General features: G+C 60.4%; 13 protein-coding genes. 9 read left to right on the forward strand and 4 right to left on the reverse strand.

Annotated elements, in window-relative coordinates:
- Window positions 1-64: 64 nt before the first annotated feature.
- On the forward strand, window positions 65-6292 hold the full coding sequence (locus tag GE027_RS02435) for a DUF4011 domain-containing protein (RefSeq protein WP_153555575.1): 6228 nt from the start codon (window positions 65-67) through the stop codon (window positions 6290-6292).
- Between the two features lie 374 nt (window positions 6293-6666).
- Here the strand turns inward: GE027_RS02435 and GE027_RS02440 are convergent, their stop codons facing one another.
- The 4 genes from GE027_RS02440 to GE027_RS02455 all read right to left on the reverse strand — a co-directional run bounded on the left by GE027_RS02440 (window position 6667) and on the right by GE027_RS02455 (window position 10538).
- Window positions 6667-7557, reverse strand: a complete 891-nt coding sequence (locus tag GE027_RS02440) for a TIGR02452 family protein (protein ID WP_153555576.1) — start codon at window positions 7555-7557, stop codon at window positions 6667-6669.
- A 120-nt stretch (window positions 7558-7677) separates the two neighbouring features.
- Window positions 7678-8358 (reverse strand): YqjF family protein, encoded by a 681-nt coding sequence (locus GE027_RS02445; protein WP_237607192.1) that lies wholly within the window; start codon window positions 8356-8358, stop codon window positions 7678-7680.
- A gap of 198 nt (window positions 8359-8556) precedes the next feature.
- Window positions 8557-9279: a ZIP family transporter gene (locus GE027_RS02450; protein WP_153555577.1), complete on the reverse strand. Its 723-nt coding sequence runs from the start codon at window positions 9277-9279 to the stop codon at window positions 8557-8559.
- 149 nt (window positions 9280-9428) lie between these two features.
- Entirely contained in the window at window positions 9429-10538 is a 1110-nt protein-coding gene (locus GE027_RS02455) for a ThuA domain-containing protein (protein WP_237607193.1), read from the reverse strand.
- Window positions 10539-11069: 531 nt separating this feature from the next.
- Between GE027_RS02455 and GE027_RS02460 the strand changes: the two genes are divergently transcribed.
- The 8 genes from GE027_RS02460 to GE027_RS02495 all read left to right on the forward strand — a co-directional run bounded on the left by GE027_RS02460 (window position 11070) and on the right by GE027_RS02495 (window position 25431).
- Window positions 11070-12095 carry an AAA family ATPase gene (locus tag GE027_RS02460; RefSeq protein ID WP_237607194.1) on the forward strand — a complete coding sequence of 342 codons (1026 nt, stop codon included), beginning with the start codon at window positions 11070-11072 and terminating at the stop codon, window positions 12093-12095.
- On the forward strand, window positions 12092-13102 hold the full coding sequence (locus tag GE027_RS02465; RefSeq protein ID WP_202617305.1) for a DUF58 domain-containing protein: 1011 nt from the start codon (window positions 12092-12094) through the stop codon (window positions 13100-13102). The genes GE027_RS02460 and GE027_RS02465 overlap by 4 nt, the downstream gene beginning before the upstream one ends.
- Window positions 13099-15249 carry a BatA domain-containing protein gene (locus GE027_RS02470; RefSeq protein WP_153555579.1) on the forward strand — a complete coding sequence of 717 codons (2151 nt, stop codon included), beginning with the start codon at window positions 13099-13101 and terminating at the stop codon, window positions 15247-15249. Before GE027_RS02465 ends, GE027_RS02470 begins: the two co-directional genes overlap by 4 nt.
- Window positions 15250-15293: 44 nt before the next feature.
- Window positions 15294-19082 carry a hypothetical protein gene (locus tag GE027_RS02475; protein ID WP_153555580.1) on the forward strand — a complete coding sequence of 1263 codons (3789 nt, stop codon included), beginning with the start codon at window positions 15294-15296 and terminating at the stop codon, window positions 19080-19082.
- A complete protein-coding gene (locus tag GE027_RS02480; protein ID WP_153555581.1) occupies window positions 19079-21511 on the forward strand; it encodes a glutamine amidotransferase in 2433 nt (810 codons plus the stop codon). The genes GE027_RS02475 and GE027_RS02480 overlap by 4 nt, the downstream gene beginning before the upstream one ends.
- A gap of 56 nt (window positions 21512-21567) precedes the next feature.
- The gene (locus tag GE027_RS02485) at window positions 21568-22713 is read left to right on the forward strand and encodes a hypothetical protein (protein WP_202617306.1); all 1146 of its coding nucleotides are present in this window, start codon (window positions 21568-21570) and stop codon (window positions 22711-22713) included.
- A gap of 202 nt (window positions 22714-22915) precedes the next feature.
- Entirely contained in the window at window positions 22916-24463 is a 1548-nt protein-coding gene (locus tag GE027_RS02490) for a hypothetical protein (RefSeq protein ID WP_153555582.1), read from the forward strand.
- A gap of 245 nt (window positions 24464-24708) precedes the next feature.
- Window positions 24709-25431, forward strand: a complete 723-nt coding sequence (locus tag GE027_RS02495; protein ID WP_153555583.1) for a hypothetical protein — start codon at window positions 24709-24711, stop codon at window positions 25429-25431.
- Window positions 25432-25448 lie beyond the last annotated feature (17 nt).

The following is a 25448-nucleotide window of genomic DNA, read 5'->3' on the forward strand; positions in this document are numbered from 1 at the left end:
CAAGACTTCAGAGAAGGCGTTGCTGGTGGAAAGCTAGGCAATACGAGCGGCGGGAGGATCCGTCGTGGCTGATACAGCGTCTAATCCTGGCATCGATCTGGAAACCAAGTTGGAAAGCTGGCGGGAACGCTTGTTGGATCTTGGAAACCGTAATCCGTTGATCAATTGCCGCTTTACCGAGCGGAGCAGTCTGATCGAATTTGATACGCCTTCTACAGAAGTGATCTGGCGTACCCTGGCAGCGGATTCCGAAGCGGGCGCTTCCTCAATGCGTTTCCCCTGGCGGCGCGATCTCATTCCGCCGCCAGCGGACTGGCAAGAGTTCGAGGATGACACGCCCACTGAATCCAAGCCCGACGACGCGCAAGAAAGTGCAACGACCAATGCTTCGGGTTTCAAGCGTCCCAAACGGCGAGAGTGGAATCCACCACTATCGCAATGCCGTGAATCACCGCTGTTAAAGCCGACTGATCTGCTGGTCGATCGCACTGACACCGCGCTGGATCGGAAACTGCGAAAACTGGCTGGCGATGCGCAGTTATCAATGTCGGAGCAAGGCGTCCATTCGCTTTATGCCGCGTTTGGTTTTCTGAAGTGGTATGAGTCCGTCGATTCAGGCGAGCAACGCATCAGCCCGCTTGTATTGGTCCCGGTATCACTATCACGCGAGACAACAAGTGCTCCCTGGGAATTGACCGAGGCCGAGGACGATGCCTTAGACAACCTGTGTTTGCGTCAGAGACTCCACCAGGACTTCAAATTGGATCTGCCTCCGCTACCGGAGATCAGCGAGCTAGAAGAACCGGACGCTCGGTTAGCCTATTTGCAGGCCGTTCGGGAAGCGGTTTCGAACAACGATCGTTGGGAGGTCGAAGATCGCTGCGCGATTGGTCGGTTTGCGTTCCCAAAAATCGCGATGTGGCAAGATCTGGGCGAGCATCGTACCGCAGTTACCGGCAACTCGACCTGTCGCATCCTCGGAGGCGACCATGCGGCCCTGGGCCCGGATTCGTTTGGCCCGATAGATGACGTTCCAGCATCCAATGAGCTCGATGACGCCTTGGATCCTGGCGAAGTCAAAACCATCTTGGACTGTGACTCCAGTCAGCTTGAGGCAATTGCAGCAGCTCGCAGTGGTGTCAGTTTCGTACTTGATGGGCCTCCGGGCACGGGCAAGAGCCAAACGATTGCGAACATCATCGCTGATGCATTGTCAGTGGGTCGTAGGGTTTTGTTTGTAAGCGAGAAGATCGCGGCGTTAGAAGTCGTTAAAAACCGGTTGGAGCAGCGAGGCTTGGGCGATTTCTGCTTGGAATGTCACTCCAGCAAGGCAAACCGGCGAGCCGTCCTCTTTGAACTGGAACGATGCCTCGACCTGCCTGCCGAAGTCTATAAGGACCCTAGTCCGAAACTGGAAGAACTTGCCTCCCAGCGAGAGAACCTGAATCGCTACGCCCGAAACCTGCACCGGCCCCGCGAGCCACTTGGCTTTTCTCCGTTTGAGTTGTTCGGTCGCATCAGTCGCTTGAAGGCGGCTGGAGCCGGATCGAAAACACGGTGTACCATTCCCCCCAAGGTGAAAGCCAATCGGTCGGCTTTCGATAGTCTGCTGCGTCTACTCGATCGTGCAGCCGATTTTGCCGATCTGATTCGCGACTATGAGAATCATCCCTGGCGAGGTTGTCACCGGACAACCCGTTCGCTTTCCCTACACGACGACTTGAAGCATCACCTGGAGATATTGGCGGATCGAAGTCTTCAGTTGGCGGAAGTTTTCAATCCGTTGACCGATGCCAATCTACTGGACCCGGTAACGATTCAGAATTTGAGAACCAAGCTTCAAGTGTGCTCCTCGGCTCTGACTACGCCGGAGATACCGGAAACTTGGCTACGCAATCCCGCAAAGACATCAGCATCAATCATCGAGCTTATCCGTTCGCGTGCTGCCATTGAGGAAATGGGACCATCGCTTGAGTCGCTGGCAACACCCTCCGACCTCTCCCTGACCGTCGACTCGGTGCAAGAACTGAGCGAAGGCTTCCAAGCGTTGCGTCCCGACCCAAATCTAAATGGCCTCTCTGTCAATTTATCGCCAAGACTGTCCGAACAACGCAGTCAGATCGAAGCACAACTGACGCGGATTAAACCGATCCACGACTCCGCCCAACGCCTTCAGGAAACTCTGAATGCATGGCAAACAAAAACGGAGTTGAAACTGCCTAGCGAATTGAAGCTAGCGGACATTCAAAAGCTCTGCGAAGCTGCTGCGATGGCGGTAAGAATCGGCCCGGGACGGACCTCGTGGCTCGAGCCTGAATCGCAACCGTCGATCCAAGCCTTAGCTCAAAAGGCGGTCTCGATTGCCTCCAAGAACGAAACCTTGGCGAAGCATCTCTCCCCGTTCTTGCCAGCCGATCAAATCCTCCCGCTCGCCCAACGCGTTAAGGACGACGATCAGACAGACGACGTGATCGAACAAGTCATCGCATCAGGCATCAAAACGCTGGAGGAAATGGATTCCGCCGTCTCAACGCTGACTCAGATGCTTGAGTCAATGACGTCGTTGGAGGCATCACAGCAAAAACTGATTTCTGGATTAGCTTTGACAGAGTCGGACTGGCCAGAGAAAATACATCCGACGGGCCTTCTATCCGACGCCGTGAAGCAGCTACAGACGACTGGCTGGCTTCTTGGCGGATTCAAGGATCACGAGGACCGCAGTGTCCTTGGCAAGCTGTGCGAAGAGGCAATCAGTGACCTTGAGGATGCGAAATCGATCAAGCTGGGGCTTCAAGATCGCATGTCTCATCGAGCTTTTCGCCAGTCCAGTGAGCCGGTGGTTGCCAAAGGAGCCGCATTCAATTCCCTGTGGAAGCGGTGGTTTGGTGGGTTCGGAAAGTACAGGCTCGAACTAGCGGATTTGTACAACGACAACGTCCCTCAGGGCAGCGATCTTCTCGATGATATTGTGCTGCTACAGCGATATCATCGACGGCAAACGGATGTGCAGTCATCCGCTGCGTACTGGTCTGACCGATTACCAGATGGGTTCGATGCTTTAGAAGTTTCGCATTGGAATCGCCTCTCCGCAGCGTTAGATGGTCTGGATCAATTACAGAAAGCATGGCCGCAACTTGTTGATGGTTTGCCAAACGGTCCCATTCTCATCGAAGACTCGGCGCTCGCCGAGAGCGCCAGTGCCTATGTTCAGTCTTCGCAAGCTTTTCGTTCCGCCCATGCAGAGCTCAGTAAACATGCGCCAGGATTACTCAATCTATCAGACGGCAACTCCGCGAAGTACGACCGGCTTGCCAATTACAAGGAGAGCATCGAGCGTGCCGCCAAGATATGGCGTAGTTGTGAGCAAGTCGCGAACCGTTCGCTTCGTTCTATCGAAGAACTGTCTAAGCTGTGCAAGGCTTTGAAGCTCTACGGGGATCGCAACGAAAACCTGATCGCTGGATCGCAAAGGTACTCGGATTGGTTCCCAGAGAACCTGCAACCCACGGACAGAGAATCTTGGGAAGCGATGAACGACGGCGTCCAAGCAGCCCAGCTGTTCCTGTCGATTGGATTGAGTTCTGGTGATCTGTTGTCAACATGGTGCGACACGCGGTTTCGATCAAGAAACACAGCATGGAAAGAGCTGACGTCCGACCTACAGTCAGCGTTCGCCGCATTTCACGAAGCCATCCAGGCTGATCGCATTACGATAAATGAATTCACCTTTCAGGACTTCATGAAACATGTTCGCGATCAACATCGCAAACTGAGTGACCAGTTGCGGCGCATCAAAGCTGTTGTCGAATTGCTAGATCCTGCATACGACCCGACACTGGAACAACTCGCAAATCTCGCCCAGCAAGCGTGTCAATGCAAAAAGCTCAAGCAGCGTGTCACTGCCGCTGAGTCGCTGCTGAAGACCCAGCAGATCGATGCTATTGACTCAAGCGATTTAGAGCCGGCCGAATGGCTCGAATCCACCACAGCGGCAAACCGGTTAACACCACTCCTAAAGGCTGTCGCCGGAGTGAGGCAGATTCGATCCCAGGTGCAGCAGATTACCGAAGTCGCTGAGTGGTTGGTCGATCAAGATTTTTGGCGGGCCGTGGAATTCTTGGAAACGTTATTCGATTTCGATGAAAGCCTCGTGGGAGAGACATCAATTTCCAAACTCTCCCTGGATCAGCTCGCGCAATGCTGTAACCGGTGGATCGACCAAACGGAATCGCTGGACAGGTGGATCGCGTTTGCGGCTTGGCGTAAGGATGTCGATGCGGCCGGCATGGCGACCCTCATTAAAGAACTCACCGAACGTCGGTTCGAACCCGATCAGGCATCAGATGTCGTTGCCATGCAAGTCTATCGAGAGTTGTTCGATGAACTTGCAGAGACGGATCGAGAATTCGGTGAATTCGACATCGACCAGCACGATCGAGTTAGAGACCGATTTCAGCAACTTGACCAATGGGAAGTTCAAGCCGCCGCAACACAGATACGTCAGTATCAACTTGGTCGATCGGACCGGCCTTCAAACAGCTTTGTCGGTGCTGACTCCAGCGAGCTAGGAATCCTGCAAAAAGAGATCGCGAAGAAGCGGAAGCACAAGCCGTTGCGGCGACTCTTCTCAGAAATTCCAAGTGTGCTGCAACGCCTCAAACCGTGTGTGATGATGAGTCCTTTATCGGTCAGCACTTTCCTGGATTGTGATGAGTTGCGTTTTGATCTAGTCATTTTTGACGAAGCATCTCAGGTGTTTCCGTGGGATGCTTTGGGAGCGATTTACCGTGGCACACAGTTGATCGTCGCGGGTGATGACAAGCAACTTCCTCCGACGAACTTCTTCAGTCGCCAAGATGCTGAATCCGACGATGACGAGGAAGATGACATCGGTGATTACGAAAGCATCCTTTCTCTGTGTAAGTCGGTCGGAATGCCGAACAAGCGACTGAAATGGCACTACCGATCGAAACGGGAGCCGTTGATCGCGTTCTCCAACCGTCATTTCTACGATGGGGAATTGGTAACCTTCCCAAGTGTCGATGACGACGATGGCGTCAGCTTCGAGCACGTCCCGAACGGGCGTTGGGTCGATCGAAAAAATCTGCCCGAAGCGGAACGCGTGGTTGAGATGATCATCGAGCACGTTCGCACGCGACCGGATAAGTCGCTTGGCGTCATCGCGCTCAATTCGACTCAACAGAGGGCGATTGAAGATGCCCTATACGACCTTCGACGAGAACGCCGTGACATCGATGCCTTGTTTCATGGTGCTAGTCAGTTTGGCACCACGGACGAACCCCTGTTCATCAAAAACCTCGAGAACGTTCAAGGAGATGAACGAGATTTCATTTTCCTGTCACTGGGCTATGGCTTCAACAATGCGGGAAAATTCAACAAGAATTTTGGCCCGATTAATAAACAGCACGGAGAACGTCGTCTCAATGTCGCTGTGACTCGGGCTCGCGAGTCGCTGACGTTCGTCGCCTCCGTACGGTCCGCAGACATGGATTTGTCCGGCAGTAAAAGCGAGGGCGCCCACTTGCTGAAGAGCTACCTTAGTTACGCTGAACGAGGCGTTGACACCCTTGATTTGGCGATGCAAGAGATTGCCGGTGGAACAGACAGTCCTTTTGAGGAAGAAGTTGCCAACGCATTGATCCGCCTGGGGCTCGAACCTGTCTCTCAGGTGGGATGTGGAGGTTTCCGGATCGATTTGGCGCTGAAGCACCCGGAACGTCCTGGGCATTTTTGCTTGGCTGTTGAGTGCGATGGTGCGACATACCATTCATCTCATACTGCCCGCGATCGAGACCGCATTCGTCAATCGATTCTGGAGAGCTTGGGCTGGACGATCGTTCGTGTTTGGTCAACCGATTGGGTTCGAAGTCCAGAACGACAGGTAGAGCGCATCTTGCAAGCCTACGAGCAAGCGATTGCTACCCCCACACGAACATCGAATAACGGCCAGGGTGCAACCGAAGAGCTGACCGACGAACAGGATTTAGAGCCAACCGTTATTCACAAAAACAACGGTCATTCCGACCGCGACAAACTGAGTTTCAACTCCATAGACGAGGTGCCAACGGAAACCATCCAGCTAGCCACGAGCTACGTCCTCGGTCAGGCCGGGGCGATGACAATGGACGACTTGGTTCGTCAAACCGCGCGAGAGCTGGGCTTTCGACGTACTGGCCAGAGAATACGTTCACGCATCGAGTCACAGGTGCTTAGCGATGTCAAATCCGAACGCTTGAAGCGATTAGGGGAAAGAATTGCATCTATTGGCTGAGTGAATCTAACAAAGCCAAGAATGGTCCATCCCGGTTTGTCGTGAGAAATCCAAGGATGGTGGATTTTCGAAGGCATGGCGGTGGTGTCCGAATGCTTTGCCTCAGCAAGTCTACAGCCGTCACGCTTAAGTTGCCGCGAGAAACGAAAGCAAGCTCTGCGGGGACGCGGGCACGGCCAGGGATATCGCGGTCGGGGTGCGCCCAGTGGTGTCTCTGGGTGGCGGCAAGCATTGCCTGCCGCCAGCATTTTTGATCCGTTAGACCACACCCTTCGGACACCACCGCGGGTGCCTAAGAAAATCCCGCAGTTAAGATTGGGATGCTCGGACCATCCTGACAGGATGTCGACTAGGCTGGACACTTCGACCGGTTCTTAGCCCGACGAACTCTCGCGGCTGGATGAAAAGACTTCGCAGAATGGCCGAAGAAAACGGCGATTGTCCGACCAATCCGCGATGGCGAAGACCACCTGCCCAAACGTCCCGGCGAATTCGCCTTCCAGAGCGGCTCGGAAGTCGAGCGCCGTTTGCCTTGGGTCGTTAGCGAACACGCCACATCCCCACGCGCCCAAGACCAGGGATTCGTATTCGTAGGCCTGAGCAATCGACAGGACGCGATGAATCCGGTTGCGTAGCATTGGTTCGGCATCGCGACGGCCGATCGTGGGAGCGTACGGTGCCGCACAAGTTAAAAAACTAAGCCGCCAAGGCTGATCGAGTTCCATTCCGGCATCGTCTCGAAAGACCGGTACGTTGGGTGATAGGATCGCCCAGTCACTCGACGCAGCCGGATCATTGCTGCGATGAAACGCATACATCGGATCGGCAACCAACGTCGTGTACAACGCACTGGAGCGGCACAGCGTTTCTTCTTGAGCGGTGGCCCCCCGCAGAAACCCGCCACCGGGCTCAACCCCATTGGCAAAGTTCAGCGCCAACGGCCGATCGCCTCTCTCGGTTAATTCACGTGCCGCCTTAAGGGTGGTCTGATTGATTACCACTACCTGCGTCTCGGGCAGACTTTTGCTGGCGACCTTCGGCAGCGACGAATTCGGCGGTAGAGAAACCTTCGCTGCCTCAGCCGCCCTGATTTCTGCCGACCAGTCCACTAGCCCGTGATCCCCCAGGTACTTTCCTTGCTCAATCGCCTCCAGAGCTGAATGACCAAGTGACTCCGCAAGCTCATACCGAATCTCCAAAACAAGCTGGTTCTGAGCAGCCAGTTCATCGGAATCAACACAACCAGTGAATCGCAAGGTGAACATTGTGTTTACGTCCGCGTAATGGTCCGGACATCGTATCTGCAAGGTTTGTCTATTAGTCGTTGTTTACTGCGCACTCGATCAGTGGCGACGCTGCGTTGGCTAAATGTCAGGTGTTTTGGATTACCGACCGCACTTCGATAACGCCCACGCTCGCACGGTGAGCGGTTCGGCCATCAAGAGGTGCGGCTGGCCTTCGAAGGGAATGCCGATTCCATCGCCCATCCTATTCGTTCGTCGCTCACAGTCCGCCGCCGCGAGTTTCCAGGGTCGATGATCGATCTCGCCGCGATAGATTTGACCACGCCGGTTCGCGGCGTAAAGACAGTACCGGGCGGTCAGCCAATGGGCTAGCGAACCCGGTTCCGCTTCTCGAAACTCGCCGGTCGCACGGTAACTCGCGTCCCACGCAGCCGGCGGCTCGCCGCGATGCGTCCGCCGGCTGCGGTAGTGGATCGTGCCATCCGGGCTGGTTTCCATCGCCATTTTGGCATCCATGTACGGTAGGTGAAACCCCGCCCGAGCCATCCGCACGGCCACTCGACTTTCCGCATCCAGCGAGAAGAACCACACCCCCGGTTTCCCATCAACGGTTACGTACGTCCTCACGTTCAGCTCGAGAAAACGACTCAGCCCGGGGATCGGCGGACAAAAACGAGGCCTCACCGCGGACATCAAGAACGGGACGACGCCTACCCAAGCTTGTCGTTCGTGCTTATCCAGCGTCACTCCGGCGGGCAGCCACCTGGCCACCGCATCCGGTTCTATGGCCCAGTGGGCGAACAACAGTTCAGACCAAGTCATCCGCATCACCCAAGGGCGTCGCGGTAAAGGCCAAGTTCGATCGGATCGATTCTCCATCATGGCTCCTCGACATGGGGTTCCGTCTAGGAGACCGCGATGCACGCCCGAAATTAACTACGGAAAAGAAGGGCCATCAAAGTTAAACGTGAGAAAGCCGAGGATGGAGGATTCTCGGAGGTGGCGCGGATCGCCCCTTTATCAACCCATCCACAATAGGATCAGAGCATAACCTAGGGCCCCGAGGCTGAACGCCCAGAAGCGGCTTTCTCGTTCCTCGGGCAGTTCTTCTTTGAAGGTGTTCAGCAGGATTCCGCCGGCTAAAAATGCGATCACCGAGGCGGTGATGGCTTCGTGGATCTCCGTCGCGATCCCGACCAACCAGCCGAGCATGATCGCAGCGGAAAGCATCCAGCGGCCAAAGCGGCGATACGTCTGCTTGTGATGTTGCCACAGGCCGTGATCGTTGACGACGAAGTGCAATCCGATCCCGACGAAGAACAGCAGCAGGGATCGCAAGCTGCGGTCCTCACGCACCAGCAGGTAACCGATCAGCGCGTTGTAAACGCTGTACGATCCGATGTGCAGCCAAAACACGCCCGCATTCTCTGTGTCGCTGTGTGCCCGGCCCTTCGACTTGGCCGCAAACTTTTCCAAGCCGTAGAAGGCCACCAGGCCGAACAGAGTGAGGACGTAGATAACGTGTTCGCCCGGCAGCGACAAACGGCTGCCTACTTCGCTGAGCGCTTCGTGATACTTCTGCAGTTCCGGCAACAGATGCAGGATCGCGTAGGCCACGGCGACGCCCCCGGCGATCGACAACCATCGGCTCCGCGGAATCACTTCCAGAAAGCGAAGCCGGCTGCTGAACAGATGCACCACCACCAGCGCCAAGGCCGCTAGGAACGAAGAGACGAACAACATGGGGAGTTTCCTTCGAACACGCTAACGCCAGCGGCTTTCACGGCAGGCCGGAGGGTTTCAAGGTAACCCAGCCGGTTTCTGGCTGCGAGTGGCGATAAACGTGGCCATGAATCGCGACAGCGGGTCGTTATCCTCGGGGGGATAACGGCTCAATCGATCGACAGGCCGGGCTGCGGGCGGTGCGGCCACTCGGGCGATCCCGGCGGATCGGGCAGCACGGGCGATTTTCCCAGCCCATAGTCTGCGGGCTGCATGTCATGCCGCTGCCAATAGTCTTTGTCGCGGATGAAGCCGTAGAAGCTGGGGTAGAACGGGTCGACGAAAGCCACATCGGCCTTGGCCGGTACGTCCTGACCGGTCAGATAATAAGCCGCGTTGACGACCAAACGCCGCAGGTCTTCATCGACGAAGTCGACCGATCCGCCGGCCGTGGTGCAGAAGGACTGTCCCATCGCGGCGCCGTCGGGGGCGGTGTAGCTGTGGAGCCAGGCCAGCGGTTGCATCGGGTCGTTCTTGTCGCCCTGGACGTTGGGGCTGGCGGGATCCAGCGATTCGGTGACCGCCCCGCGAAGCAACACTTGGTCTTCGTCGGTCAGGTGCACCACGCCGTAGACGTCCGTAGGAGCGAAGATTTCGTCGACGCCATTTAGAATTGGGTGATCGCGGTGCTCGTCCTGGACGACGCTTCGCGTTCCCTCACGTTTGTGTGCGCCGTGATGGCTGACCCACTGCTCGCCCAGCACTTTGCGGCCGAACTGGCCGTACGGAATCGACTCGCCAAACGTGCCCCCGCCGGTGAAGGCGTGGGTGGCGGTGCGAAGTCCGATAACCGGCTTGCCAGCATTCAGGTACTGCGTCACGTGCTTGGCTTGCTCGGCCGAGGGCCGCCGAAAGCGGGTCGCGATGATCATCAAGTCGGCGTCGTCCAGCGCCTCCAAACCGCGCAGCCCTTGTTGGTTATTTGGATCGATGTAATCCGCTCCGCCGGGACCGAAGGAGAACAGCACCGTGCAGTGGAAACCGTGCTTCTGGCTGAGCAGTTTGGCCAGCATCGGCAGCGACTCTTCGCTGCGGTACTCTTCGTCGCCAGCGATCAACACCACACTCTTGGCCTCACCCTGGCCGTCGGCTGGTTTCAACACCAAAGAATCGGCAGCTTCGGCAGCGGCCAGCGAAGGCAGCATCGCCAGCGTCAGCAAGCCGGCGACCGCCAAAGGCATCTGCAGAACTCGCCGCAGCTGGGCAAACGCAATATTCATAGAGATTCAACTCGTTGGTTAGAAGGTGCCGATTTCAAAACGCTTGACTCCGCAGCCACGCAGTGGCGACGTCAGGTAGCCCCGGGGTGCGAACCTCGAGTTGATACGTCACGTCGCTCTGCGAATGGAGGGACGTTCGTTCCCAAGCAGACGTTCCCATGCATAAATTTCGTTACTAGTTTACTCGTCTCCGGCGGCCTTTCCAACGACCGCTGGGACTCTCGGCAAAGGAGGTTGGCAGGGCAATCTAGGCCCCAGAGTAGCTCGGCTGTCCCAGCCGAGAGCGGACAGGCTCACAGGCTGGAAGCCTATGCCACTGTTCACAGGCTGGAAGCCTATGCCACTGTTCACAGGCTGGAAGCCTGGGCCACTGCTCACAGGCTGGAAGCCTATGCCACTGTTCATAGGCTGGAAGCCTATGCCACTGGTTTTCTCACAGGCTGGAAGCCTATGCCACTGAACTTGCCGACATCTGGTACGATGAACGCGATCACTGCCCGCTTCGTCCCACTAGCCCGTCGAGCGACTGCATTGAGTACTGAAACGACTCCGGAACCGGCCCTAGACAGCGACCAGGAACGCGAGGCCGTCGAACAGCTTCGAGCCAGTCGCGATGCGATCCGCCGCGAGCTGTCGAAAACCATCGTCGGCCAGGACGACGTGATCGAACAATTGCTGATCTGCCTGATGGCCGGCGGCCACTGTCTGATCACCGGAGCACCGGGACTGGCGAAAACCCTGTTGGTCCGCTCGGTCGCTCAGGTGTTTCACTTGGGTTTCCAGCGCATCCAGTTCACGCCCGACCTGATGCCCGCGGACATCACCGGCACGGAGATCCTGGAACAGCAGGACGGCGGACGGCGATCGATGCAGTTCGTCAAAGGGCCGATCTTTTCCAACGTCATTCTCGCCGACGAGATCAACCGCACGCCGCCCAAAACGCAGGCGGCGCTGCTGGAAGCGATGCAGGAGCATCAAATTACCGCGGCCGGAAAACGGTATCCGCTCGAGCAACCCTTCTTTGTGCTGGCCACGCAGAACCCGATTGAGATGGAAGGCACGTATCCGCTGCCCGAAGCCCAGCTCGATCGATTCATGTTCAACGTGATGATCGACTACCTGCCGCGCGAGCAGGAGCGAGCCGTGGTGATGCGGACGACCGCGGCCCGGCCCGAGCCGATCGAGCCGTTGTTCAGCGGCGAAGATGTGCTGCGTTTCCACGAGGTGGTCCGGCGGGTGCCGATTGCCGAGGAGGTGGCCGATTACGCCGTGCGGTTGACCGCGGCCAGCCGTCCGGGTCGCGAGGAAACGCCGGCGTTTGTCGACGACTGGGTCAGCTGGGGAGCCGGTTTGCGGGCGGCTCAAACGCTGGTCCTGGGCGGCAAGGCGCGAGCGTTGTTGGCCGGCCGCGCGCACGTGACCTACGACGACGTCGCCGCCCTCGCTCCGCCGACGCTGCGTCACCGCGTCCTGGTCAGCTACAAAGCCGAGGCCGAAGGCGTGTCGGTGGAAGACGTGATCGCTCGGCTGTTGGAGACGGTTTCGGTGAACGCATGACCGCTGCATCCCATCCTTCCGACACGGGCCAGACGTTCGCAGGCCGCAAGGGCCGAAGACCCGCCGCGGTCGGTGTCGATCCGGCGACCCTGATGCGGATCAAGCACTTGGTGTTGCGAGCCAAAACGGTCGTGGAAGGCTTTTTCAGCGGCTCGCACCGCAGCCCGTTCCACGGTTTTTCGGCGGAGTTCAGCGAGTACCGGCCGTATACGGTGGGAGCCGACCTGAAGAACTTGGACTGGAAACTGTACGCCCGCTCGGACCGCTTCTACGTCAAGCAGTTCGAGGACGAGACCAGCCGCCGCTGTTACTTCGTGGTCGACCAAAGCCGGTCGATGTCGTTCGCCGCCCAGGGCTACAGCAAAGCCGAGTACGCCAAGACCGTGGCCGCGACGCTGGCCTATTACCTGACGCTCAGCCGTGACCTGGTGGGATTGATGACGTTCGATTCGGGCATCGGCGACTACCTGCCGGCACGCCATCGCCACGGTCATTTGCGACAGCTGATGATCTGTCTGGAACGAGCCGAAACGGGACGGGGCACGGACCTGACCTTGCCGCTGGACCGGATCGCGGCGACGATTCGCAAACGTGGAATGATCGTCCTGATCAGCGATATGTTGACGCCGCTGGACGAGATGCGCACGCGGCTGGGCTATCTGCGCAGTCGCGGCCACGAAGTCATCATCCTGCGAGTCTTGGATCCTGCGGAAATCGATTTTCGTTTAACCGGTCCGTCGCTGGTCGTGGATTTGGAAAGCGATCAAGAGATGACCATCGATCCGGCCGGTGCGGCCCAAGGTTACCAGCAACGTTTTGCCCAGCACGAAGCGGAACTGCGTTCGATCTGCAACGACCTGGGCGTGGATTATTACCGGCTGCCCACCGACGCTCCGCTGGACACCGCGCTGTTCGATCTGATCAACGCCCAGTCACGACGCGGCCGCACGGTGATGCGAAACCGGCGGGCGAGTGCGCCGGTCCAATCCGGAGGGGCGAAACGATGAGCTGGCTCGCTCCGGCCTACCTGCTCGGCGCCCTGGCCATCGGATTGCCGATCCTGTTTCATCTGGTTCGTCAGCGACCACGCGAGCGGATGGTGTTCAGTTCGCTGATGTTTCTCCAGCCGACGCCGCCACGACTGACGCGCCGCAGCCGATTGGACGACCTGCTCCTGCTGGCTCTGCGAATCCTGGTTATTTTGCTGTTGGCCTTTGCCTTTACCCGGCCCTTCTTCCGCAGTGATTCCGCGACGCAGTGGAAACCGCCGGGCCGCGACGTGTTGATCCTGGTCGATACCAGTGCCAGCATGCGCCAGACCGGCGTCTGGGACCAGGTGCAGCGGCATGTACGAGAAACACTCGACGACCTCGACACGGACGATCGCGTGGGACTGGTCGCCTTTGATCTTCAACCTCGCACATTGGTGGACCTGGCGTCGGAAGATCCGGAAGCGTCCGCCGGCGAAGCCATCGAGACGGCTATGCGGTCGCTGCGGCCGGGCTGGGCGCGCGGAGATCTACCCCGGGCGCTGACGAGTGCCGCCGATCAACTGGACACGGTGGTCGGCAGCCAAGACGCGAACCACGAGAAACGCCTGGTGGTGATCAGCGACTTGCAGGCCGAGCCCATGTTGCCGGATCTGCAGGGGTTCCCCTGGCCTGCCGACGTGGAAGTGCAATTAAAACGCGTGGCGGCCGAAGCGACCACCAATGCGGCCGTCAGCTTATTATCCGCCCGCGAAGGCGAAGCCGATTCGCAATCCAGACCGGCGGGTCGAAGGGCGCGCGTTTACAACTCGCCACGTTCCCAGCAAGCGCAGTTCGCGCTTCGCTGGATCGACGCCCAAGGCCAACCGCTCGAGCCGCGGCCGATTTCGACCAACGTGCCGCCAGGGCAAACGCGAGTCGTGCGTGTGCCCGAGCCGCCCCGGGACGCGGTCGCACTAGAACTGACCGGCGACCAACAGCCTTTCGATAATCGCTGGTATGTTGCGGAAGCCGAACCGCAACAGCAGACGCTGCTGTTTTTGGGGGAGGATCGCAGCGAGCCGCGAGAGTCGTTGTCGTACTACCTGCAGCGCGCCGCCCTGGACACGCCGCGGCGAAGCATCTCCTTTCAAACCGCGCCTGCCGAATCGAACGATTGGCAGGCATGGGAGGCCGGCGAGCTGGCGATGGTGGTTGTGGCCACGCCGCTCGCTGCGGATGCGGCGGACCCCCTGATCCGCTGGATGGACGAGGGCGTGAACGTGTTGACCGTATTGGCCCAGCCGATCGAAGACCCGCAGGCCGTCGAGCAATTTCTGCACAAGTTGATCGCACGAGAGGAAACCGCCGCGGCGAGCTTGCAGGTTCGCGAAGCCGAAGTGCCGGACTACGCCCTGCTGGGCGACATCGATTTTGGCGATCCGTTGTTTTCGATCTTCGCGGATCCCCGCTTCAGCGACTTCAGCAAAATCCGCTTTTGGTCGCATCGTCAAATTAATATTCCTGAAAGCGACGGAGCGGTTTTTCAGACGCTGGCCCGGTTCGACGACGGGGATCCGGCCCTGCTGCGGTATGCGGGCCGGCGGGGGCAGTTGTGGGTGTTGGCTGCGGGTTGGCAGCCCTCCGCTAGCCAGCTCGCTCTGTCGACCAAGTTTCTGCCGTTGATGGCCAGAATGATGGATGCGAACGCGGGCGAGTCGCGATCGCTGCAACGGCACTTCGTCGGCGATCCCATACCTGCTTCGGCCACCGGGTATCGGCGTTTGCCTGGCCCTGAAGGACGTGGCCCTGAGGGACGTGGGCCTGAGGGACGTGGGCCTGAGGGACGTGAGCTGGACGACAGCGCGGAAGAGCCCAGTCCGGCGGCTTTCGACACACCGGGCCGCTATCAATTCGACTCGAAGGATTCGTCGCGAACCTTGGCTTTCAATGTGGATCCGGCCGAAAGCGAATGGGAACCCATCGACGCCGACGTCCTGGCATCGCTGGATGTGAGGATGGCCGGAGCCGAGCTCACCGTCGAACAACGTGCCCAGCAGGAACGGCAGAAACGCGATGTCGAACTGGAAGCCGGCCAACAATGGTGGCGTTGGTTGGTGGTCGCGGCCCTGGGAGTGCTGTTGGCCGAAAGCGGCTGGGCGGCTTGGCGAACGCGTCGGATGTGACGCGGGCAATACGATCGTTTCTCGAACCCTAGCGGGGACACCTCATGGACGCACGTCTGAAACGTCAGCTGGTTGCGGTGGCACGTCGCCAACGGTCGGTGCGATTGTGGGCCGGCTGGGCTCTGGTCTGGACCGCGTTCGCCGTCGTCGGTTGGGGTGCGTGGTGGTATCGCGGCGCCGCCGACCAGGAACCCGCCGGTGCGACGATGAGTATGCTCTTCCCCTACGCCGGCGGGTGGATCTTGTTGATGGCCGCAGCGGTGGTGGCATTCGTCGTGGCCTTGGTGGTGTGGACGCGACGTGGCGACTGGAACGGCATCGCCCGGCGCGTCGAGGCACGTTTTCCGGCTTTGGATCAACGCTTGTTGACGGCCGTCCAGCAAGATCCTTCCGGCGGCGGCGGGTACTTACAGCAAGCGGTCCTGCAGCAGACGCTGCGCCATGGACGCACCCATTTGTGGGCCGAAGCCTATCCGGCGCGGCGGCTGTGGGCGCTGATCGGACTGAACCTGCCCGCCATGCTGTTGCTGTTGTGGGTGGCATCGCTGTGGGGGTGGTCGCGCGGTGAACCCGAGGTCGCCGCCGGCGGCGCTGCCACCGCGGCAAGTGTTCTGTCCATCGAAGTCCAACCGGGCGACGTAGAAATCGAACGCGGCTCGAGCGTGGTCGTGACGGCTCAGTTGCCCACGGCGATCGAACACGCCGAAGCCAAGCTGCAGACCACGGCGGGGGACGCGAGGCAGACTTATCCCATGCGTCGCACTTTGGACGACCAGTCCGTGGCGGTCCATCTGCCGGCCGTCGAAGAAACGCTGGAATACTTTGTCGAGACGTCCGCCGGAAACAGTCGGTCGTATCAGATCACGGTATTCGAATACCCGGAACTGGTCCGCAGCGATGCTCGGCTGCGGTTTCCCAGTTACACGGGTGAAGCCCCCAAGTCGATCGAGGATACGCGGCGGGTGACAGCCGTGGAAGGAACGGAGCTGACGTGGACGTTTCGGTTGAACAAACCGGTTCGTCAAGCGGTCCTGCGTCCCGAGCAGGGCCAGGACATCACCTTGGACGCCGATCCGGCCGATCCACAGATCGTGACCACGACGCTGACCTTAACCGAATCCCGCCGCTGGACCTTGGTATTGAACGACGATCGCGGGCGGCAGAATAAATTTCCGCCGCGGCTGGTCGCCCGCGTTCTGCCCAACCAACAACCGCAGTTAAAGTTGGTCAGTGCCAGCGATGTGCGCGTCTCGCCGCTGGAGGAGCTGGTCGTCGGGGCGAGCGTTCGCGACGACTTCGGCGTTCGACGCGTGGGACTCAGCTACACCGTCCCGGGCTCGCCGCCGGTCGAAAAGGTTTTGCAGGAACAGATCGGCAAGGGGCAGGCGGCGGAGCTGGCGGAGCAGATTGATTTTGAAAGCCTGCGGGTCGAGCCCGACATGCTGTTGGCCTACCATTTTTGGGCCGAGGACATCGGTCCCGATGGCCAGCCCCGCCGTGTTCGCAGCGACATGTACTTTGCCGAAGTGCGGCCGTTTGAAGAGATCTTTCGCGAAGGCCAGGCTCCGCCGGGCGGGCAATCGTCCTCGCAGGGCCAAGGCGGACAGGGCCAGCAGGCGGAAGAATTAGCGGAGCTACAGAAACAGATCATCAACGCGACCTGGACGCTGGTGCGACGCGAAACCGGTGCTCAGCCCACGGCTACCTTTAAAGAAGACATCCAGCTGACGCTCGAGTCGCAGCAGACGGCTCGGGAGATGCTCGCGGCCATGCAGGCCGAACTGCAGGATCCCCAGTCGTTGGAATACGCCGAGGCCGCCGGGGCCGAAATGGAACGTGCGATTACCGCCTTGACCGAGGCGGCACAGCCGGACCTGTCCGCCCTGCCCGCGGCGCTTGCCGACGAACAATCCGCGTATCAAGCTCTGCTACGACTGCGGGCACGCGAATTCGAAGTGGTCCAGTCCCAGCAGAGTTCTTCCAGCAGCAGTAGTAGCAGTGCCGCGCGCCAGCAGATGCAGCGGCAGCTGGACCAGTTGGAGCTGAAGAATGACGAGAACCGCTACGAGGCCCAGCGGCAGGCGGAGACGCAAGAAGAAGCTGCCGATCGAGAGGCTCGACAAGTCCTGAACCGGCTGGCCGAATTGGCCCAGCGGCAACGGGACATGAACGAACAGATCCAGCAGCTGCAAACCGCCCTGCAAGCCGCCGAGACCGAAGCCGAAAAAGAAGAGATCCAGCGGCAACTGAAACGGCTACGCGAGCAACAACAACAGCTGCTGCGCCAAGCCGATGAACTGGCCCAGCGGATGCAGGAAAACCAGTCATCCAACCCCACCATGCAGCAGACCCAGCAACAGCTGGAGGAGGCTCGCGAGAACGTCCAGCGGGCCGCCGACAGCCTGGCCAACAACAATCCCACTCAGGCCCTGGCCGCGGGTAGCCGAGCCGAAGAACAATTCGAACAGATGCGAGAGGAAGTGCGCCGAGAGACGGCCAACCAGTTCGAAGACGCCATGCGACAGATGCGTTCCGATGCCATCGAGCTGCAGCAGCAACAGGAAGAACTATCGGAGCAGATGCGGCGTCAGGACCGGCCGGCCGAAGCCGCTCCGGGGTTGCGTGCGCCGGAGTCCGAAGCAGCGCTCGGCGATGCGATGCGCGAGCAAAGCGAGCGTGTGGGCGAGCTGCTGGAGGACATGCAGCAGGTGGTCGAGGAAGCCGAGGCCAGTGAGCCGTTGCTGGCCGAACGGCTGTACGAGTCGCACCGTCAGGCTCAGCAGGATCAACTGCGTCGGCGGCTGGAGATGACCGGCGAACTGCTGGATCGAGGCTTGAACGAACAAGCCGACTCCTTCGAACGGATCGCCGGCGAACAAATCTCCGAGCTGCGCGAACAGATCGATTCGGCGGCTGAGACCGTGATCGGTGATGGCACCGAAGGCTTGCGGCGTGCTCGGGAAACGCTGGAAGACTTGAGTAGCGCGGTCGAACAAGAGATTGCCGAAGCCACCGGTCAACCGGCACCGCAAACCGAGTCCGGCGAGCAGTCGTCAACATCCGGGCAGCGCAGCGGCGAACCCTCAGAGGCCGAAACCGGCAACGCCTCGGAGGAGCAGGCCGAACAGGGCCAGCCGGGCGAGCAGGATCAACAGGCCCAGCAAGGTGAACAGCCCCAGCGAGGTGAACAGCCCCAGCGAGGTGAACCGGGCCAGCGAAGTGAACAGAGCCGGCAGGATCAGCCGGGCCGGCCGGGCGAAGCATCGGCACAGCAGCCGAGCCAGGACGGTCAACCGACGCAGCAAGGCCAAGAAGGCCAGCAATCGCAGCAAGGCCAGTCATCGCAGCAAGGCCAGTCATCGCAGCCGGGCCAGCAGTCGCAACCCTCAGCACCGGGCCAACCGGGAGGCCGAGCGTCCGGAGAGCGTGAGCGGATTCTCGACAGCCTTTCGGCTTCGTCCGATACTCGCGGCGGCGGCAATCCGCTGGCAGCGCCGCTGACCGGAGAGGGGTACCGAGAATGGTCCGATCGGTTGCGTGATGTCGAAGAATTGGTCGACGATCCGGAACTGAAAGCCGAAGCCCGGCGGATTCGGGAACGGGCCCGGGAGCTGCGGCGGCAATGGAGCCGGCACAGCGAATCGCCGCAGTGGCCGCTGGTGACGGATATGATCGCCGAGCCGCTGGAGCGACTGGAGATGCGGGTTACGGAAGAATTAATTCGTCGCAGCGCCGAGAAGAACGCGGTCGTTCCGGTGGACCGCGATCCGGTTCCCGAAGCCTTTCGGCATGCCGTCGGCGAGTACTACGAACGGATTGGGAGCGGCCGGTGATCATCGCGACGATCAAACTGGGCGCGCCCGAGTGGTTCGTTCCTTCGATCCTGGTCCTGGTCGTTGCTACCGCCGTCATCACCATCGGCTACTGGCATCGCACGCTGCCGCTGTGGATGAAGCTGGTCGGCGGCGGGCTGAAACTGGTCGCCATCGCGGCTCTGGCGTTCTGTCTGTTGGAGCCCATGCGTCAGGGCGAACGCCCTCGCCCCCAGGCTAACCTGGTGCCCATCGTGGTCGACGAGAGCGAGAGCATGTTGGTCGGGGCGAGCAATCGCGACACGGCTGCGGCGCAGCTGCACGCGATGTTGAAGGACGAGCAACCGTGGCGAGTCCGCTTGGAGCAGGACTTCGCCGTTCGTTCCCACGCCTTCGCCGCCAAGCTGCACGGCGTGGAGTCTTTCGATGCGCTGGACTTCACCGGCACGGCGACCGCTTTGGGCGATGCGTTGGATACCGTCGCAGCCCGCTATCGCAATCGCCCCGTGGCCGGCGTGTTATTGGTGACCGACGGCAATACCAGCGATGGCGGGGACCCGAGCCGACGTTGGCGCGAGCTTGGCGTGCCGGTCTATCCCGTCCTGCTCGAGAGGCCGCCGCTCGGGGACGTGCGGATCGAATCGACGACGATCAGCCAGAGCGATTTCGAAGCGGCACCGGTCACCTTGGACGTGCGGTTGGCCGCAGAGGGCCTAGCGGGCCAAGCCTGTGTGGTGGCACTTCTGGATGGAAAAAACGAACGCGTTGACGAGCGCGACGTCGAGGCGCCGGCCGATGGCGAAGGCTTGGACGTGCGGTTTCGTTTCCGTCCCGAACGCAGCGGCGTGCAGTTCTATACGGTCGCTTGCTACCTGAAATCCGAAGCCGACTCGTTCGAGGAGGGCACGTCGCGGCAGGAAGCAACGCTGGCCAACAATCGGCGGGTCGTGGCCGTCGATCGGCCGCGCGGACCTTTTCGCATCCTGTACATCGCCGGCCGACCGAACTGGGAATTTAAATTCCTGCGTCGCTCTCTGGCTGCGGACGCAGAAGTCGAGCTGACCGGATTGTTGAGGATCGCCAAACGACAACCCAAGTTTAACTTTCGCGATTCTTCTTTGGGGGATACGAATCCATTGTTCGCCGGTGTTGGCGGCACCGAGGAAGAGACGGCCGAGGAATCGGACGAGCCGGTGATCCTACGGCTGGGCGTCGAGCAGGCCGAGCAGTTGCGGGGCGGATTCCCCGCCGACGCGGCCGAGTTGTTTGCCTACGACGCGGTGATCCTGGACGACGTCGAAGCGGAATTCTTTACGACCGACCAACAGTTGTTGCTGCGTCGCTTTGTGGCCGCTCGCGGCGGCGGCCTGATGATGCTCGGTGGTCAGGAATCCTTCGCCAAGGGAGATTACGATCAGACGCCCATCGGCGAGATGCTGCCCGTGTATCTGCGTCAGACAACGGCGGACACAACGCTCCGCTCGGCCGACGCCAGCGAGCCCCGGTTGTACCGCTATCGGTTGACACGAGCCGGGATGCTGCAGCCTTGGCTGCGACTGCGCACCAACGAGGTCGAAGAACGTTTTCGGCTGCAGCAAGCCGTCCCGCTTCACGTGTTAAATCGTGCGCCCGCCATCAAACCGGCCGCCGAAATCCTGGCCACGGTCACCCCCGAAGTCGCCCCTGAGGACGCTCTGCCCGCTGTCGTCGCACAACGTTTCGGCAGCGGACGCACCGCGGCGGTGCTGGTCGGTGACCTGTGGCGTTGGTTCATGCGGCCGCAACCGGCGGGCGAAGCTGCACCCGGCAATCTCCTGGCCTCGGCGGGGCTTCTTCCGGGCGAGTCGGCCGAGGAGCCGGCCCAGCAATGGCGGCAGTGGGTGCGATGGTTGATCAGCGACGTGCCGAGACGAGTAGAGATCCACACGCCGGACGACGTCTCCAACCACCGGCCGCAAACCCTGAATGTTTTGGTCCGCGATGAATCATTCCTGCCCCTGGACAATGCCGCGGTGGAACTGCAGATCACGACGCCTGCCGGAGAACAGCTGACGATTCCCGCATCACAAGACCAGGAACAAGCCGGACGCTACCAAGCCACGTACTGGTCGCCTGAATCCGGCGGGTTCGCGGTACAAGCGGTGGTTCGCGACGAAGATGGATCGCTGCTGGGCGAAACCGAAACCGGCTGGGCCCTCGACCGAGCGGCGGCGGAGTATCGGCAACTGGAAATCAACCAGCCGTTGTTGCAGCGGATCGCGGACGAGACCGGCGGCCAGGTCATCCACCCGGACCACCTGGACGAGTTCGTCGCCGGGCTGTCGACCCGGAAGATGCCGGTGATGGAAACCTGGACCTATCCGCTGTGGCATCGGCCGTGGATGCTGCTGCTGGCCCTGGCCTGCCTGTGTACCGAATGGGGACTGAGACGGTGGAAGGGATGGCCCTGAGCACGCCACAACCTGCTGCCCCCACGAACCATCCCGCCCGAAATCACGAGGGATTAATGAACCGCTTGAAACGCTTGAACCGCTTTCGACGCACGGTTGTCGCCTGGGGATGCAGCGCCGCGCTGGCCACGTCGGTCCTGGCCGATCAGAATCGGCCCGTCGACCGCCCTGCCGCGACAACGAAAAAGATTCCCGAGGCCGAAGCCGACGCAGCCGCCGAGTCCGCCGCGGTCGCCCCCGAGGTCATCGTCGTCGTCGGCGCGGCGGGCGAAGCGACTTACGGAGAACAATTCGAGCGGTGGGCCGCGCACTGGAGAAGCGCGGCCGAAGAGGCTGGCGCGGTATATCACCGTATTGGCGGTGAAGCCACAAGCGGCGAGGCGATAGAAGACCCGGACGATGGCGGTCCGGACGATCGCATTCGCTTGCAACGTTTGCTCGCAAGAGCCTGCCAACCGGCGGAGGAAGCCGCGACGCCGCTGTGGCTGGTGTTGATCGGTCATGGGACGTTCGCCGCCAACGTCGCCAAGTTTAATTTGGCCGGTCCCGATGTCTCGGCCGGCGAACTCGCCCAGTGGCTGGAAGGCTGCCGCCGGCCTTTGGTCGTGGTCAACTGCGCCTCGGCCAGCGGTCCTTTTCTGCAAGCGCTCAAGGGACCGGACCGGGTGGTCGTCACGGCGACACAGAGTGGCGACGAACAGAATTTCGCCCGCTTTGGGCGCTTTCTGGCGGAAGCCATCGGTGACCCGGCAGCCGATCTGGACCACGACAATGCCGTTTCCATTCTGGAAGCTTTCTTGGCCGCCGCTGCCGGCACCCGAGCGTTCTATCGGGCCGAAGGCCGGCTGGCGACCGAACACGCACTGCTGGATGACAACGGCGACGGCGTGGGGACCCCGCCGGAGTTCTTTTCTGGGACTCGAGTTATCAAACGCCCGCAGAGCGATCAAGCGGTCGACGGGGGACGAGCCCGATACCGAGCGCTGGTGGCGCGCGACCAACCTCCGCTGAGCCGTCAAGCGAGGACGCGCCGCGACGCCCTGGAGGGCCAGCTGGAAACGCTGCGGATGCGAAAGACCGAGCTGTCCGAGGACGCGTATTACGAGGCCCTGGAAACGATCGCCATCGAGCTGGCCAAGTTGTACGAAGAGCCCGTTGGGTCCAAGCCGAAAGTCGAGCCGAACGCAGCGTCATCGCGGTGAGGCCCCGCTCCTGCGGACGGCTCAGCAGGACCGGCGACGCCGCTGTCCCTGATTCGCTTGCCCGCATGATCGTTACGCTCGGCACAGCCCTAGACGGCGACCGAAAGACCTTTGGCTCTTAGACGGATTGCAACGATTCGGTGCGTCCGCGCTGTCGATACCGCTGCTATGGCATCAAACGGACTTGAGCCGGAATCGGATAATGGCGTTCACAAACTGTATCTTTCGGCGTTTGGTGCCGGCTGCCCGCGTGCTGATGGCGGTTACCGCAGTCGCACTCATCGCCCGCCCGGCGGATGCTCAATCCTCAGACGGCATCGTCGGGCAAGCAACTCCGCTCGCTCTCGAGGATTCCCCAGCGGACGGCGATAACGAAGCCGGGACGGACGGTACCGGTGCGTCGACATCGCTGCTGCAGCTTCCCCGACCGGTTACCGATGTCGAGCTGTTTGACCGCGGCTCCTTGGGAACTTCCGCGCGACCATCGACGCGGTCGCGATCCGAATCCTTGGCCGCCACCCGATCCAGGACTCGGCAGCGTTCGCGGTTCAGCAGCGTCGCCACCAGCGGTGCGGTCGCCAGCCTCGCGACGATCCCTTTTATGATCGGCGACACCGGGTCGGGCACCTGTTTCTCCCAGCGAGGCATTGTCAACGCGGATATCGGTCATCCCACTTTGACCTGCAGCCGTTTGAATATTTCGGAAAACAACACCGCCCTGCCGGTCGACCGCATCTACTACAGTTATCGCCACTTCCGTAACAGTACCAACCTGAAGGTTTATCAGTTTGAGGAGGTCTACGACCTGGATCGCCATATGCTGGGTTACGAACGCACCTTTTGCGATGGGATCGGCAGCGTCGAAGTGCGTCTGCCAACGGAGTATCGGCTGCGTTCGGATTTCATCAGCATCGTCGATGAGGTAACGGGGATCGCCGATTTGGTAGCGGGCGAAGAACGTGAGGTGGGTCTAGGCAATGTTGCGATCATCACCAAACTGTTACTCCACCATTCCGAGCAAGTGGTGTTCACCGGAGGCCTGGGCGTGACCCTGCCCACGGCCGAAGACGTGCGGTATCGATTGGGAGCACGGACGACCGTAGCGAGCGACCTGATACCGGGGCTGTTCGCCCGCACCACCTCGGTGTTCGACTACAGCTACTCCAACGAGACGGTGTATCTGTCACCGTTCGCGGCTTGGATCATGCGGCCGCAAGCGAGAGATTCGCGGTGGTACCACCAGGGATTCCTGCAGGTCGAAGTCGCCGCAAATCCCTCGACCCTGTCAGCGGTGGGTAGCGGAGCGACGGATTTCACTTTCAACGGGGTCGACGCGGGGTTCCTGGATTTCAACACTCCCAACAACCAGCCGGCCGAGGTCGATGTGTTTGCTCAAACCCTGCTGCGGGTGAATCTGGGCGTCGGGTATCGTCTGACGGACCGCGACACCAGTCGCCCGGTGTCCAATATTCGCTCGTTGTTCGAGCTGCACTACACGACCACGTTGCAACGCGCCAACACGTCGTTCATTCCGCTCGAGCAGGTAGGCGCCGGGGCCGGGACGGTGTTTCCGCAGTTCAGCTCCGTGGGCAACGGTGATCCGCGAACCGATATTCTCAACGCGGCGGCCGGCTTTTCCGCGGATGTCGGTCGAGTGACCATCACCAACGGCGTTATCGCTCCCCTGCGCTCCGGACCCGATCGCGGATTCGATTTCGAATACAACGTCCAAGTGCAATGCCTGCTTTGACCGCCGGAACCGGCGAGCTTCGAACCGAGGGGTCAGTCGAACAAAGGGGCAGGCCTCTTTGATGGTTATCAAGGTTTGGGGATAGAACGGCATCGTCTGCTTTTCGAGGGGCGATCTAATGCCTAGACCACCACGCACCGACGGGGCGAGCAGCCGAATGTTGGTTGATGGTAGCGACCACGGCGAACCGAGCTGGCCGCCCCCGGGAAGCGCAACAGGCGTGGGTGGCGTCCGTAGAGAATCAGTTGGCGAACCATCGTGCCACTCTGCGTCCGTTGAATGCCAACTATTGGCTGCGAGTCGATGAACAGCGTCCCGAGGCCACGGCTTGGCCCGCCCACACGGCCGCATCCCTGGCCGCGTTCTGCATGCCCGTGGGGTTTGAGAGATCCGAACAATTGTCTACCGAGCAAGTCCTGTACAGCAGCATCGGCGCGACGCTGTACCACAATTCGCAGCCCGAGCTCGGCCTCGTAAACTTTAAAAAGGCGGAAGGTTTCGCCAGCGGCGACGACGTGATGTGGCTGCGAATTGCACAGAGCGAATGCTTGGCCGCCTTGGGCCAGGACGAGGCGGCGGCGACACTGTTAGCCGGTCCGGCGTCCAGCAAAAATCCGTCGGTTGCTTCGGCAGCGGCGGCCTCGCTGGGAATCGCCAAGTTGAAGTCCGGAGCCTATGAACAGGGAGCGGCCATGCTGCACAAAGCTCTCCACCAGCCGGGCTCGGCCGATTGGCCGACGCGAGACGAAGCGGAAGCCGACCTCGCTCTGACCCAACTGATCATCGGTGATACCGACCTGCGGCTGAAGGCACTCCATGCGGCCCAGGAAAAGTTCCGCCTGCGCGGCGACAAGGCGTCTCTGCTGCAGTCGCTCGAAAACGAACTTCAGATCCTTCGCCATGAAGGCCGCACCGAAAAAGCCACGGGTATCGAACAGAGAATTCGCGAAATCGAACGCCTGCCTTAACGAGGTGAGGCTCCTGG

Origin of the sequence: Roseimaritima sediminicola (assembly GCF_009618275.1) — a bacterium.
Taxonomy (GTDB): domain Bacteria; phylum Planctomycetota; class Planctomycetia; order Pirellulales; family Pirellulaceae; genus Roseimaritima; species Roseimaritima sediminicola.

What these genes read in the sequence shown, in the direction of transcription:
- GE027_RS02470 (WP_153555579.1), top strand. Translation starts at nt 13,099, where the DNA reads ATGAGCTGGCTCGCTCCGGCCTACCTGCTCGGCGCCCTGGCCATCGGA.
- GE027_RS02465 (WP_202617305.1), top strand. Translation starts at nt 12,092, where the DNA reads ATGACCGCTGCATCCCATCCTTCCGACACGGGCCAGACGTTCGCAGGC.
- GE027_RS02450 (WP_153555577.1), bottom strand. Translation starts at nt 9,279, where the DNA reads ATGTTGTTCGTCTCTTCGTTCCTAGCGGCCTTGGCGCTGGTGGTGGTG.
- GE027_RS02445 (WP_237607192.1), bottom strand. Translation starts at nt 8,358, where the DNA reads ATGACTTGGTCTGAACTGTTGTTCGCCCACTGGGCCATAGAACCGGAT.
- GE027_RS02485 (WP_202617306.1), top strand. Translation starts at nt 21,568, where the DNA reads ATGAACCGCTTGAAACGCTTGAACCGCTTTCGACGCACGGTTGTCGCC.
- GE027_RS02455 (WP_237607193.1), bottom strand. Translation starts at nt 10,538, where the DNA reads ATGAATATTGCGTTTGCCCAGCTGCGGCGAGTTCTGCAGATGCCTTTG.
- GE027_RS02440 (WP_153555576.1), bottom strand. Translation starts at nt 7,557, where the DNA reads ATGTTCACCTTGCGATTCACTGGTTGTGTTGATTCCGATGAACTGGCT.
- GE027_RS02490 (WP_153555582.1), top strand. Translation starts at nt 22,916, where the DNA reads ATGGCGTTCACAAACTGTATCTTTCGGCGTTTGGTGCCGGCTGCCCGC.
- GE027_RS02475 (WP_153555580.1), top strand. Translation starts at nt 15,294, where the DNA reads ATGGACGCACGTCTGAAACGTCAGCTGGTTGCGGTGGCACGTCGCCAA.